Consider the following 13,102-nt stretch of genomic DNA (forward strand, 5'->3'; position numbering starts at 1 on the left):
GAAAAGCGATCCGGGTTTAGCATTAACCGCGATTTTACGGGACTGACGGCCTTCTAGACGTGAAACCGCGCGCTCCCCCGGGCGAGAGCCGTACCGCCATGAGGCTCCGATGAAGTTCGACGATCTGAAGATCTCCACCAAGGTGGCCCTGCCCGCCGTCATCCTGACCCTGATCGCCCTGGTGATCGTGGGCCTTGGCGCCATCCAGGCCCGCAAGATCGAGGCCAACACCAAGATCCTGGTGGAACAGCGCGCGCCCGCCGAACTGAGCATCGCGCGGTTCAGCCGTCGCGTCGCGACGATGGGCTACTCGGCCTATCGCACGATCGCCTATGAAGGCGGCTCGATCGAGGGCAAGACCGCCAGCGCGGATCTGGACGCGGCCTACAAGGAAGCCACCGCGTTGCTGGCTGGCGTGAAGCAAGCCGAGCCCGACACGGCCAAGGCCGTTGACGGCTACAAGGCGCGCCTCGACAAGATCTACGCCAGCGCCCGCAGCGGCGCGGACCTCGGACAGCAGGACATGGACGACGCGGCCAAGATGGTGATGGTCGAGATCGACCCGCAGATCACCAAGCTGACCGCGGACGTCAACGCCTACACCAACGCCCACACCGCCGAGACCAAGAAGATGGTCGAGAAGGCTTCCAAGGAAGCCGCCGCCGGCACCGTGTTCTCGATCCTGTTCGGCCTGATCGCCGCCGGCGCCGCTCTTGCGCTGGCGCTGTGGATCGGCGCCAAGAAGATCGCCGCCCCGTTGGCCGCCACCGCCAAGACCATGGAAGTGCTGGCCCAGGGCAGCGTCGACGTCGACGTCAAGGGCGCCGAGCGCAAGGACGAGGTCGGCGCCATGGCCCGCTCTGTCCAGGTGTTCAAGGACAACGCCGTGGCCCTGCGCACCGCCGAGGCCGCCCAGCACCGCGCCAACGCGGAGACGGAAGCCGAGCGCCGCCGCAACCTGGAGATCGCCGAGGCCGCCGCCAAGGAGCAGGCCTTCGTCATGGAAGCCATCGCTGGCGGCCTGGCCCGCCTGTCGGACGGCGACCTGACCTACCGCCTCGATCAGCAGTTCCCCGAGGCCTACAAGCGGCTGCAGAACGACTTCAACGGCGCCATCGCCCAGCTGGAAGAGGCCATGGGCACCATCGTCCACGCCGCCAACGGCATCGGCGCGGGCTCGGACGAGATCGCCTCGGCCGCCGACGACCTGTCGCGCCGCAGCGAGCAGCAGGCCGCCAGCCTGGAAGAAACCGCCGCCGCCCTCGACGAGATCACCGCCACGGTGAAGCGCTCGTCGGCCGGCGCCCAGGAAGCCTCCAAGGTGGTCGGCTCGACCCGTTCGGACGCCGAGCGCTCCAGCATCGTGGTCCGCAACGCCGTCGAGGCCATGAACCAGATCGAGAAGTCCTCGCAATCGATCAGCCAGATCATCGGGGTGATCGACGAGATCGCCTTCCAGACCAACCTCCTGGCCCTGAACGCCGGCGTCGAAGCCGCCCGCGCGGGTGAAGCCGGCCGCGGCTTCGCGGTCGTCGCCCAGGAAGTTCGCGCCCTGGCCCAGCGCTCGGCCGACGCCGCCAAGGAGATCAAGACCCTGATCTCGACCTCATCGCAGCAGGTCAACCAAGGCGTCTCTATGGTCGGCCAGACCGGCGAGGCCCTGCAGGCCATCGTCGGCAAGGTCGGCGAGATCGACGCCCTGGTCAGCGAGATCGCGGCCTCGGGCCAGGAACAGGCCACCGGCCTCAACCAGGTCAACGCCGCCGTCAACCAGATGGACCAGACCGTCCAGCAGAACGCCGCCATGGTCGAGCAGTCGACCGCCGCCTCGCACGCCCTGAAGGGCGAGGCCGGCAATCTGATGCAGATGATCAGCCGCTTCCGCGTCAATGGCGCGGTGGCGAACACCGCCAGCAGCTCGGCTCGCCCGACGCACCGCCCGGCCGCCCCGGCGCCGCGCGCGGCGGCTCCGGCCCCGAGCCGAGGCCCGGCCCTGGCCAGCACGGCCAGCCGTCCCGGAGTCAACCCGGTCGCCTCCGTCCAGGCCAAGCTGGCCAAGGCCGTCGGCGCCAGCGAGGACTGGGAAGAGTTCTGATCCCGCGCCCGCGCGGCACACCAGGTTCAGTAAGCGTAAGCGCCCGCCCCTCGGGCGTTCCTCCCCTCGAAAACGCGTACAGCCCCGCCGGTCCGCCGGCGGGGTTTTTTCTTGAGGGCGCCCTCGAATCTAACGCGCGGGCGTCCGCTGGGCGATCAGGACGGGCACGGGGCAGCCGTCGACCAAGCGAACCACGGCGCGCTCGGCATGGGCCTTGGGCATCTTCGACAGCGGCTGGACCTCCGGGGTGTCGGGATGGCCGGCGTTGGTCAGTCCGTCGCGATCACAGCTCGTCATCTGTGGGTTGCGCACGAAGTCCGGCCGGGACCGTCGCGGCGGCTTCATCTTGGATGACGGCGATGCGAAGCGTCTGGCGCCCGCCTCATCGGCGGCCTTCGGGCCAGCGGCTTGGGGAGCCGCATCCTCAACTGATCCACGCGCGGGTCCGTATCGGACGGCTTTGGCCGAAATAGATAATCCGTATGGCCGGCCACAGGGGCGGCCTCCGGTATAACCACGGCAGTGGCCACAGCTGGCGCGGCCTGCAGCAGGACGGCGAGGGTCATCACGGACAAAAGCATGGCGGGGCTCCGTTGCCGAAACCCCGCCACTCTACGTCCGATTGACGGACGCGGTCATCAACTATCGTAAAGGGCTGTTACGCCTGCCTGGTCAGGCCTGCATCGTCCAGCCTTCGACGCCCATGGCGGCCTGGCGGATCGCCTCCGAACGGGTCGGGTGCGGGTGGCAGGTGCGGGCGATGTCTTCCGAGGCGCCGCCGAACTCCATGGTCACGCAGACCTCGGCGATCATGTCGCCGACATTGGGGCCGACGGCGTGGGCGCCCAGGATGCGGTCGGTCTTGGCGTCGGCCAGGATCTTCACGAAGCCGTCGGTCTCGTGGTTGATCTTGGCGCGGCTGTTGGCCAGGAACGGGAACTTGCCGACCTTGTAGGCGATCCCGGCGGCCTTCAGGTCTTCCTCGGTCTTGCCGACCGTGGCGACTTCGGGGCTCGTATAGATGACGCCCGGGATGATGTCGTAGTTGACGTGGCCGGCCTTGCCCGCGATCAGCTCGATGCAGGCCACGCCCTCGTCCTCGGCCTTGTGGGCCAGCATCGGACCCGAGGTCACGTCGCCGACCACCCAGATGCCGGCGACGCCGGTCTTGAAGTGGTCGTTGGCGATCATGCCGCGCTTGTCCGGCGTGATGCCGACCGTTTCCAGGCCCAGGCCTTGGGTGAACGGACGGCGGCCGATGGCGACCAGCACATAGTCGGCCTCGATCGTCGCGGCCGCGCCGCCGGCGACCGGCTCGTGGGTCAGCTTGACGCCCTTGGCCGAGGCGACGGCGCCCGTGACCTTGGCGCCCAGCGAGAACTTGAAGCCTTGCTTGGTCAGGATCTTCTGGAAGGCGTTGGCCACTTCGGTGTCCGTGCCCGGCAGGATGCGGTCCAGGTACTCGACGACGGTGACTTCGGCGCCCAGGCGCTTCCACACCGAGCCCAACTCCAGGCCGATGACGCCGGCGCCGACGACGATCAGCGACTTGGGCACTTCCGGCAACGACAGGGCGCCAGTCGAGTCGACGATACGCTTGTTATCGATCGTCACGCCCGGCAGCGGGGTCGGCTCCGAGCCGGTGGCGATGACGATGTTCTTGGTCTCGAGCACGGTTTCCGAGCCGTCCTCGGCCTTCACGACCACCTTGCCAGCGCCGTCGATGCGGCCCCAGCCCTTCACGTAGTCGACCTTGTTCTTCTTCATCAGGAACTCGACGCCCTTGGTCAGGGCTTCGACGCTCTCGGCCTTCTGGGCCATCATCTGCGGCAGGTTCAGCTTCGGCTTGACCTCGATGCCCAGCTTGGCGAACTCGGGACCGGTCGCGGCGGCGTACATTTCCGAGGCGTGCAGCAGCGCCTTCGAGGGCATGCAGCCGACGTTCAGGCAGGTGCCGCCCAGCTTGCCGCGCGACTCGACGATCGCGGTCTTCAAGCCGAGCTGACCCGCGCGGATCGCGGCGTTGTAGCCGCCGGGACCGCCACCGATGATGACGACGTCGTATTGAGCCATGGGTCTATCGCCTCGAGGACGCGCCGGAGAACGGCGCCGGACAAATATGGGGCCTCGCCGGCCAATTGTCAGACCTCTGGAGGCGCGTGTTCCTTAGAGGCATGCGGCCCAAAACGGAACCCGCTTTCGACGCCCGCGGCCTTGAAAACCAAGGAGAATGGCCGACTTGTCCAAACCCGGCGCGACGACCCGCCGCGGGGACCGCCACAAGCTTGACATCAGCTCGCCTGGAGAGCGCCACGGCTCGGTGGCGTCATACCAGCATGACCCTTCGCGCCCGTCTCATCGCCGCCCTCGCCACCGTCACGCTCAGCGCCGCGGCGCCCCTCGCCGCCTCGGCGTCTGGCTTGGACCAGATCCCGGTCGCCAGCGGCAAGGCCGGCGACACGCTGGCGGTGTTCTATTCGGGCGACGGCGGCTGGGCGGCCCTGGATCAGGGCGTGACCCAATATCTGGCCGACAACGGCGTGCCGACGCTGGGCGTCAATTCGCTGAGCTATTTCACCACCAAGCGCTCGCCCGCCGGCGCCGCCGCCGACCTGGCCCAGGCCCTGCGATCGTACGAGCGCCTGTGGGGCCGCTCGAAGGTGACGCTGATCGGCTATTCGTTCGGGGCCGACGCCCTGCCGGCGATCATCCCGCAACTGCCCGCCGACGTCCGCGGCCACATCGGCCATCTGGTGCTGATCGGCGCGGGCCCGCACGGCGACCTGCAGTTCCACCCCGCCAGTTGGCTCAACATCGCCACGCCGGACTCGTTTCCGGTCAGCCCGGCCATCGCCGCGCTGAACGGCCTGAAGATCACCTGCGTCTACGGCGACCAGGAAAAGGCCGATATCTGCGCCAGCCTGCCCGACGCCGAGGTCACCAAGGTCCGCCTGCGCGGCGACCACCACTTCAACCGCGACTACGCCACGCTCGGCGCGGCGGTGCTGAAGGCCAGCCGCTAGAGCGGCGCGGGCAGTCCATACTTCGCCGCAAGCCACCGCGTGATCGGGCGGGCGTCGCTGAGGAAACTCAGGCCGTTGGCCGACTGGATCTCGCCGTGCGGGCCGGCGTCGGGCGAGGCCTCGCCAAGGATCAGGGTGGGGGCGTTCTGGTGCTCTTCGCCCAGGCGCTCGACCAGGGCCGGGCGCGGGCGAGGGTAGTCGACGCGGACAATGTCGAGGACGTCGCGCAGTCGCGGATAGGCGGCCAGGTAACCTTCCATCATCGCGCAGTCTGGGCAGAAGCGTTGCTGGCCCTCTTTGTCGAAGCCCATCGGCAGCAGATAGAGGGTGTCCTTGGCCATGACGGTCTCCCGGAAAGCAAAACGGCCCCGACGCATAGCGCGCGGGGCCTCTTTGAGTAGCGCGCACCAGGCGGCGAAACCGCACACACTTTCGCCTGGCGCGCTTGAAGCGAAGAAGCCCGCCGGTAAGGGCGGGCTTCTCAAAGTCTCTTAGAGGTCCAGCAGCAGGCGCTGCGGGTCTTCCAGGGCTTCCTTGACCTTGACCAGGAAGGTCACGGCGCCGGCGCCGTCGACGACCCGGTGGTCGTAGGACAGGGCCAGGTACATCATCGGACGGACCTCGATCTTGCCGCCCACGACCATGGCGCGTTCCTTGATCGCGTGCATGCCGAGGATGCCCGACTGCGGCGCGTTCAAGATCGGCGTCGACATCAGCGAACCGTAGATGCCGCCGTTGGTGATCGTGAAGGTGCCGCCCTGCATGTCCTCGATGGACAGCTGGCCGTCGCGGGCCTTCTTGCCCAGGACGCCGATGGCCTTTTCGATCTCGGCCAGGTTCAGCGCGTCGGCGTCACGGACGACCGGAACCACCAGACCCTTGTCGGTGCCGACGGCGACGCCGATGTCGTAGTGGTTCTTGTAGACGATGTCCGTGCCGTCGATCTCGGCGTTGACGTCCGGGATCGCCTTCAGCGCGGCCACCACGGCCTTGGTGAAGAAGGACATGAAGCCCAGCTTCACGCCGTGGCGCTTTTCGAAGATGTCCTTGTATTGGGCGCGCAGGGCCATCACCGCGCTCATGTCGACCTCGTTGAAGGTCGTCAGCATGGCGGCGGTGTTCTGGGCTTCCTTCAGGCGACGGGCGATCGTCTGACGCAGGCGCGTCATCTTCACGCGTTCTTCGCGCTCGTGCAGGGCGCGTGGCGCGGCCGGAGCGGCGGCCGGGGCCGGAGCCGCGGCGCGGGCTTCCAGAGCGGCCAGGGCGTCGCCCTTGGTCACGCGACCGTCCTTGCCGGTGCCCGCGACCTTCGACAGGTCAAGGCCCGCCTCGGCGGCGATCCGGGCCGGCGCCGGGCTGACCGGGGCGGCGGTCGGGGCGGCGGCGACCGGAGCGGGCGCCGGAGCCGGGGTCGGCGCGGGGGCCGGAGCCGGAGCGGCGGCCTTCGGAGCCGGGGCGGCGGCCGGAGCGGCCGACGCGGTCGCGCCTTCGGTCACCACGCCCAGGACCGTGCCCGGAACGACCGTCGCGCCTTCTTCGGCGCCGATGGCCGACAGCACGCCGTCGGCGGGCGAGGCCACTTCGAGGCTGACCTTGTCGGTTTCCAGCTCGACGAGGATCTCGTCCTTCTTCACGGCCTCCCCGGCCTTCTTGGTCCAGCGGGCGACCGTCGCTTCCGTGACGGATTCGCCGAGGGCGGGGGTCATGATGTCGGCCATGGGGCTTTCCAGGTCTCTCTTGTTTGGTCCGGCGAAATTAAAGACGAAGTCCGACGCTTAAGCGAAGGCCTCGTTGAGGAACGTCTCGAGTTCTTTCAGGTGGCGGCTCATCAGGCCCGCGGCGGTGGACGCCGAGGCCGGGCGACCCACATAGCGGGCGCGCTTGGCCTTGATGTCCAGCTTGTCGAGCGTCAGCTCCAGCCACGGATCGACGAAGGTCCAGCCGCCCATGTTCTTGGGCTCTTCCTGGCACCAGACCAGGTCGGCGTTCTTGAAGCGGCTCAGCACGTTCATCAGCGACCGCATCGGCCACGGATAGAACTGCTCCAGACGCAGCAGATAGACGTCGTCGCGGCCGGTCTTGGCGCGATGGTCCACGAGGTCGAAATAGACCTTGCCCGAGCAGATGACGACACGCTTGATCTGGTCGTCGCTCTTCAGCGTGACGCCGCCGACGTCGCAGCCGGCTTCCGCGCCGTCCACCATCACGCGGTGGAAGGCCGAACCTTCGGCGAAGTCGTCCAGGTTCGAGACGGCGCGCTTGTGGCGCAGCAGGCTCTTGGGGGCCATCACGATCAGCGGCTTGCGGAACTCGCGGTTCATCTGGCGACGCAGGGCGTGGAAGTAGTTGGCCGGCGTCGTGCAGTTGACGACCTGCATGTTGTCTTCCGCGCACGACTGCAGGAAGCGCTCCAGGCGGGCCGAGCTGTGCTCGGGGCCTTGGCCTTCATAGCCGTGCGGCAGCAGCATGACGAGGCCGCTCATCCGCAGCCACTTGCGTTCGCCCGAGCTGATGAACTGGTCGATGACGACCTGGGCGCCGTTCACGAAGTCGCCGAACTGGCCTTCCCACAGGGTCAGGGTGTTCGGGTCGGCCAGCGAGAAGCCGTATTCGAAGCCCAGCACCGCCTCTTCCGACAGGGCCGAGTCGATCACTTCATAGTGGGCCTGGCCGGCGCGGATGTTGTTCAGCGGCGTGTAGTGCTCCTCGGTCGTCTGGTCGATGACGTCCGAGTGGCGCTGGGTGAAGGTGCCGCGCACCGAGTCCTGGCCCGACAGGCGGACCGGGAAGCCCTCGTCGAGCAGGGTGGCGAAGGCCAGGTGCTCGGCGGTGCCCCAATCGATGCCCTCGCCCTTCTCGATCGCTTCACGGCGATTGTCGATGGCGCGCTTGACGGTCTTGTGGGCGTTGATGCGATCCGGGATCGTGGTGATCTGGCGGCCGATTTCCAGCAGGCGGGTCTTGGGGAAGGCGGTCTTGCCGCGACGCTCTTCGTCGCCCGGCAGCGCCAGGCCCTTCCACTTGCCGTCCAGCCAGTCGGCCTTGTTGGCCTTGTAGGTCTTGCCGGCGTCGAACTCGGCGTCGAGGAACTTCTCGAACTCGCTGACCCAGGCGTCCGACTCGGCTTGGCTGATCACGCCTTCGCCGATCAGGCGGTTGGCGTAGAGCTCGCGGGTCGGCGGGTGGCCCTTGATCTTGGCGTACATGATCGGCGACGTCATGGTCGGATCGTCGCCTTCGTTGTGACCGAAGCGACGGTAGCAGACCATGTCGATGACCACGTCCTTGCCGAACTTCTGGCGGTACTCGGTCGAGACCTTGGCGGCGAAGACGACGGCTTCCGGATCATCGCCGTTCACGTGGAAGATCGGGGCTTCGACCATCAGCGCCATGTCGCTGGGATAAGGCGAGCTGCGCGAGTAGCGCGGGCTGGTCGTGAAGCCGATCTGGTTGTTGACGATGAAGTGGATGGTGCCGCCCGTGCGGTAGCCCTTCAGGCCCGACAGGGTGAAGCACTCGGCCACCACGCCCTGGCCGGCGAAGGCCGCGTCGCCGTGCAGCAGCAGCGGCAACACGTGGCCACGACCGGCGTCCGGCTGTTCGCGCAGGGTGAAGGCCTGCTTGGCGCGGGCCTTGCCGATCACGACCGGGTTGACGATTTCCAGGTGCGACGGGTTGGCGGTCAGCGACAGGTGGACCTTGTTGTCGTCGAACTCACGGTCCGACGAGGCGCCCATGTGATACTTCACGTCGCCCGAGCCCTCGACGTCCGAGGGGACCGACGAGCCGCCTTGGAACTCGTGGAAGATGACGTGGTAGGGCTTGCCCATCACGGCGGCCAGCACGTTCAGGCGACCGCGGTGCGGCATGCCCAGGACGATGTCCTTCACGCCCAGGGCGCCGCCGCGCTTGATGATCTGCTCCATGGCCGGGACCATGGATTCGCCGCCGTCCAGGCCGAAGCGCTTGGTGCCGGGGAAGCGCTTGTGCAGGAACTTCTCGAAACCCTCGGTCTCGATCAGCTTCTTCAGGATGGCGACCTTGCCCTCCTTGGAGAACACGATCTCCTTGTCGCGGCCCTCGATGCGCTCCTGCAGCCAGGCCTTCTCGTGCGGATCCGAGATGTGCATGTACTGCACGCCGACATTGCCGCAGTAGGTGCGGCGCAGGATCTCGAGCATCTCGCGGATGGTCGAGGTTTCCATGCCCATGACGAAGTCGAGGAAGATCGGCCGGTCGTAGTCGGCGTCCGAGAAGCCGTAGGTGGCCGGATCCAGTTCCGGGGCGGGCTTCGGCGGCTCCAGGCCCAGCGGGTCGAGATTGGCGGCCAGGTGACCGCGCATCCGGTAGGCCCGGATCATCATGATGGCGCGTAGGCTGTCCAGCGTGGCGGCGCGGACGGCCTCGGCGGAGGCGCCGGGGGCCTTGCCCTCGACGGCCTTGGCGATCTTGGCTTCGACGGCGGGGGCGACGCTGGCCCACTGGCCGTCCAGGGCCGACAGCCAGTCGGGACGGACGGACGGCACCTTCTTGGGCGTCCAGGTCGGGTCCTGCGCGGCGCGCTTAACCTGGTCGGCCTGCTCGGCGAGGCTGGCGAAGAAGGCGTTCCACGAAGGTTCGACCGATCCAGGGTTCTCCGCCCACTGGGCGTAGAGATCCTCCACGAACGCCGCGTTGGCGCCGTAGAGGAAGCTGGTCTCGGTCAAGACCTGGTTGATGATGCCTGCGTCGTCCGCCATCGTTCTTCGCCTTAGATCCGGATGCTCTACGGGAGCGCTACCGCATAGCCCGTAAATATAGTCTCTCAATCGCCCGGGCGCCCGTCGAACGGCGGGGCCCAGGTGATTTTTTCGGATCGTCGACTGGCGGTCGCAAAAAACCTGGGCCCCGCGCGAGGCGGGGTTTCGGTGTCTAGTTAGCCCTTCAGGACTTCCAGCAGGGTCTCGCCCAGCTTGGCCGGCGAAGGCGAGACGCGGATGCCCGCTTCTTCCATCGCCGCGATCTTGTCCTCGGCGCCGCCCTTGCCGCCCGAAACGATGGCGCCGGCGTGACCCATGTGACGGCCGGGAGGGGCCGTGCGACCGGCGATGAAGCCGACCATGGGCTTGCTGCGGCCGCGCTTGGCTTCGTCCTTCAGGAACTGGGCCGCTTCTTCCTCGGCCGCGCCGCCGATTTCACCGATCATGACGATCGACTTGGTGGCTTCGTCGGCCAGGAACAGTTCCAGCACGTCGATGAACTCGGTGCCCTTGACCGGGTCGCCGCCGATGCCGACGGCCGTGGTCTGGCCCAGGCCCGCATTGGTGGTCTGGAACACGGCTTCATAGGTCAGGGTGCCCGAACGCGACACGACGCCGACCGAGCCCGCCGAGAAGATGCCGCCCGGCATGATGCCGATCTTGCACTGGTTCGGCGTCAGGACGCCCGGGCAGTTCGGGCCGATCAGGCGCGAACGCGAGCCTTGCAGCGCCTTCTTGACCTTGACCATGTCCAGCACCGGGATGCCTTCGGTGATGCAGATGATCAGCGGGATCTCGGCTTCGATGGCTTCCAGGATCGAGTCGGCCGCGAAGGGCGGCGGGACGTAGATCACCGAGGCGTCGGCGCCGGTGGCTTCCTTGGCTTCGCCGACCGTGTCGAACACCGGCAGGCCGATGTGGGTCTGGCCGCCCTTGCCCGGCGTGACGCCGCCGACCATCTTGGTGCCGTAGGCGATGGCCTGTTCGGAGTGGAACGTGCCCTGGGCGCCGGTGATGCCCTGGCAGATGACCTTGGTTTCAGAACCGATGAGGATCGACATTTAGCGAGCACCCTTCACGGCCGCGACGATCTTTTCGGCGCCGTCAGACAGGTCGTTGGCGGCGATGACGTTCAGGCCGCTTTCCGAGATGATTTTCTTACCGAGTTCGACGTTGGTGCCTTCCAGGCGGACAACGAGCGGAACCTGCAGGCCGACTTCCTTCACGGCGGCGATGACGCCTTCCGCGATGATGTCGCAGCGCATGATGCCGCCGAAGATGTTGACCAGGATGCCCTTCACGGCCGGATCGGCGGTGATGATCTTGAAGGCCGCGGTGACCTTCTCCTTGCTGGCGCCGCCGCCGACATCCAGGAAGTTGGCCGGCTCGGCGCCGTACAGCTTGATGATGTCCATGGTGGCCATGGCCAGGCCCGCGCCGTTGACCATGCAGCCGATTTCGCCGTCCAGGGCGATATAGGCCAGGTCGTACTTGCTGGCTTCGATTTCCTTGGGGTCTTCTTCGCTCTCGTCGCGCAGCGCTTTGATGTCCGGGTGACGGAACAGGCTGTTGCCGTCGAACGACAGCTTGGCGTCCAGGACGCGCAGGTGATCATCCGCCGTCACGATCAGCGGGTTGATCTCCAGCATGGCCATGTCCTTGGCCATGAACGCCGTATAGAGCTGGGTCAGCAGCGAAGCCGCTTCCTTGGCCAGACCGCCGGTCAGGCCCAGGGCCTTGGCCAGGGCGCGCTGGTGGGTCGGCCACACGCCCGTCGCCGGGTCGATGGTGAAGGTGTGGATCTTCTCGGGGGTCGAGTGAGCGACGTCCTCGATGTCCATGCCGCCTTCGGTCGAGGCGACCACCGAGACCTTGCTCGAGGCGCGGTCGACGAGAAGCGACAGGTAGAATTCCTTGGCGATCGCCGCGCCTTCTTCGATGTAGAGGCGGTTGACCTGCTTGCCCTTGGGGCCGGTCTGGTGGGTCACCAGCACGCGGCCGAGCATTTCCTGGGCGTTCGTGCGGACCTCTTCGACCGACTTGACGACGCGGACGCCGCCCTTGGCGTCGGGGCCCAGGCCCTCGAACTTGCCCTTGCCGCGGCCACCGGCGTGGATCTGGCTCTTCACGACGAAGACCGGCGTGCCGAGCTTTTCGGCGGCGGCGGCGGCTTCATCCGGAGTGAAGGCGGCGAAGCCGCGCGGCACGGGAGCGCCGAACTCGGCGAGTACGGCTTTGGCTTGATGTTCGTGGATGTTCATGAGGGCCCGGTCTCGACGACGGCTTTCTGAAATGTGGCCGGGTTATAGGAGCGCTATTTCGCAGGCGCAACCGCACGAAGACGATAAGGTGAGGGCTTGCGTGCTTATCTTGTCCGACGAGACACCCGCGCCGGGCATCTGGGCGCTCAGGGCACGGGAAGCCCTTGACCCCGCGTAGCTGTTACCGGTCACAAAATCTCGCGCCGGAACAGTTGTCCCCCGGTGTCATGGATCGCGTCAGCCGTTGGCGCCCAGATCAAGGCGAGATCATCGCGGGATCACCGCTGGCGGCCGGGGTCCTTGAAGAAGATCAGGATCAGCGACAGCACCGCGACCGCGTCACGATCCTTCGAGCCCTTGGGCGGCAGGTAGGCGGTCGGCTGCATGGCGGCCAGGTCCACCCCGCCGATGTCGACCCCGTCGCGACTGAACACGTAGCCGATCGTCGCCCCGCCGCCGATCGGCAGGCCGCCGACCTGTTCCGTGCGCGCCCGGATGTTCAGGCCGCCGAAGCGCAGCTCGGCGGCGCGCTGCGGCTGCTGGAGGTTCTTGAGAAGGCCGCCGCCCTTGGCGCTGGCCAGGGCGAAGGTCGCGTCGGCCCCCGCGCCGGGGCCCGAGAGCGTGCAGAAGAACTGCAGCTTGTCGCGGTCGAAGGTGATCCAGCCCAGGCCCAGCCGGCTCTGGCCGCCGCCGCAGGCCACCTCGACCGGGCCCAGGCCCGGGCCGTTGACCGTCATCTCGACGCTGGCCTTGCCGCCCTCGAAGACGCCGGTCACCGAGCTCTTGCTGCTCTTGACCGTGGCGTCGCCGTCGTACTCGCCCAGCTGGAAGCCGGGCCGGAACAGGCTGGGCCCCTTCTTGCCCGACAACTTGACCTTCTCGGTCCCGGCCGGCGGCGCGGCCTGGGCCGGGGCGGTCGCCGCGAGCGCGACAGCGAGTGAAAGGGCGATAGCGAAAGACTTCATGGCAAGTTCCCCCCGAGCG

General features: G+C 67.5%; 10 protein-coding genes. 2 read left to right on the top strand and 8 right to left on the bottom strand.

The genetic code is table 11. The features are described 5' to 3' along the window. Positions 1-109 precede the first annotated feature (109 nt). On the top strand, positions 110-2,095 hold the full coding sequence (locus AC07R7_RS12695) for a methyl-accepting chemotaxis protein (protein ID WP_494635384.1): 1,986 nt from the start codon (positions 110-112) through the stop codon (positions 2,093-2,095). Positions 2,096-2,224: 129 nt separating this feature from the next. Here AC07R7_RS12695 and AC07R7_RS12700 read toward each other — a convergent pair whose 3' ends face one another. Both AC07R7_RS12700 and lpdA read right to left on the bottom strand, forming a co-directional pair. Continuing rightward, on the bottom strand, positions 2,225-2,392 hold the full coding sequence (locus tag AC07R7_RS12700) for a hypothetical protein (protein ID WP_494635385.1): 168 nt from the start codon (positions 2,390-2,392) through the stop codon (positions 2,225-2,227). A gap of 375 nt (positions 2,393-2,767) precedes the next feature. Further along, positions 2,768-4,168 carry a dihydrolipoyl dehydrogenase gene (gene lpdA / locus AC07R7_RS12705; RefSeq protein ID WP_494635386.1) on the bottom strand — a complete coding sequence of 467 codons (1,401 nt, stop codon included), beginning with the start codon at positions 4,166-4,168 and terminating at the stop codon, positions 2,768-2,770. A 263-nt stretch (positions 4,169-4,431) separates the two neighbouring features. Between lpdA and AC07R7_RS12710 the strand changes: the two genes are divergently transcribed. Beyond that, positions 4,432-5,118, top strand: a complete 687-nt coding sequence (locus AC07R7_RS12710; RefSeq protein WP_494635387.1) for an AcvB/VirJ family lysyl-phosphatidylglycerol hydrolase — start codon at positions 4,432-4,434, stop codon at positions 5,116-5,118. On the opposite strand, the gene AC07R7_RS12715 is transcribed toward AC07R7_RS12710, so the two are convergent. The 6 genes from AC07R7_RS12715 to AC07R7_RS12740 form a co-directional block, all read right to left on the bottom strand. Continuing rightward, entirely contained in the window at positions 5,115-5,459 is a 345-nt protein-coding gene (locus AC07R7_RS12715) for a DUF3088 family protein (RefSeq protein WP_494635388.1), read from the bottom strand. The genes AC07R7_RS12710 and AC07R7_RS12715 overlap by 4 nt on opposite strands. A gap of 150 nt (positions 5,460-5,609) precedes the next feature. Then, positions 5,610-6,836 carry a 2-oxoglutarate dehydrogenase complex dihydrolipoyllysine-residue succinyltransferase gene (gene odhB, locus AC07R7_RS12720; protein WP_494635389.1) on the bottom strand — a complete coding sequence of 409 codons (1,227 nt, stop codon included), beginning with the start codon at positions 6,834-6,836 and terminating at the stop codon, positions 5,610-5,612. Positions 6,837-6,893: 57 nt separating this feature from the next. After that, on the bottom strand, positions 6,894-9,857 hold the full coding sequence (locus AC07R7_RS12725) for a 2-oxoglutarate dehydrogenase E1 component (RefSeq protein ID WP_494635390.1): 2,964 nt from the start codon (positions 9,855-9,857) through the stop codon (positions 6,894-6,896). Positions 9,858-10,033: 176 nt separating this feature from the next. After that, on the bottom strand, positions 10,034-10,918 hold the full coding sequence (sucD, locus tag AC07R7_RS12730) for a succinate--CoA ligase subunit alpha (RefSeq protein ID WP_492836516.1): 885 nt from the start codon (positions 10,916-10,918) through the stop codon (positions 10,034-10,036). Then, entirely contained in the window at positions 10,919-12,118 is a 1,200-nt protein-coding gene (sucC, locus tag AC07R7_RS12735) for an ADP-forming succinate--CoA ligase subunit beta (protein ID WP_492887101.1), read from the bottom strand. A gap of 278 nt (positions 12,119-12,396) precedes the next feature. Then, entirely contained in the window at positions 12,397-13,083 is a 687-nt protein-coding gene (locus AC07R7_RS12740; RefSeq protein WP_494635391.1) for a hypothetical protein, read from the bottom strand. Positions 13,084-13,102 lie beyond the last annotated feature (19 nt).

It is taken from the genome of Caulobacter sp. GW821-FHT05F04, from assembly GCF_059419665.1.

Coding starts and splice junctions, on each gene's coding strand:
- AC07R7_RS12695 (WP_494635384.1), top strand. CDS start 110: ATGAAGTTCGACGATCTGAAGATCTCCACCAAGGTGGCCCTGCCCGCC.
- AC07R7_RS12700 (WP_494635385.1), bottom strand. CDS start 2,392: ATGACGAGCTGTGATCGCGACGGACTGACCAACGCCGGCCATCCCGAC.
- lpdA (WP_494635386.1), bottom strand. CDS start 4,168: ATGGCTCAATACGACGTCGTCATCATCGGTGGCGGTCCCGGCGGCTAC.
- AC07R7_RS12710 (WP_494635387.1), top strand. CDS start 4,432: ATGACCCTTCGCGCCCGTCTCATCGCCGCCCTCGCCACCGTCACGCTC.
- AC07R7_RS12715 (WP_494635388.1), bottom strand. CDS start 5,459: ATGGCCAAGGACACCCTCTATCTGCTGCCGATGGGCTTCGACAAAGAG.
- odhB (WP_494635389.1), bottom strand. CDS start 6,836: ATGGCCGACATCATGACCCCCGCCCTCGGCGAATCCGTCACGGAAGCG.
- AC07R7_RS12725 (WP_494635390.1), bottom strand. CDS start 9,857: ATGGCGGACGACGCAGGCATCATCAACCAGGTCTTGACCGAGACCAGC.
- sucD (WP_492836516.1), bottom strand. CDS start 10,918: ATGTCGATCCTCATCGGTTCTGAAACCAAGGTCATCTGCCAGGGCATC.
- sucC (WP_492887101.1), bottom strand. CDS start 12,118: ATGAACATCCACGAACATCAAGCCAAAGCCGTACTCGCCGAGTTCGGC.
- AC07R7_RS12740 (WP_494635391.1), bottom strand. CDS start 13,083: ATGAAGTCTTTCGCTATCGCCCTTTCACTCGCTGTCGCGCTCGCGGCG.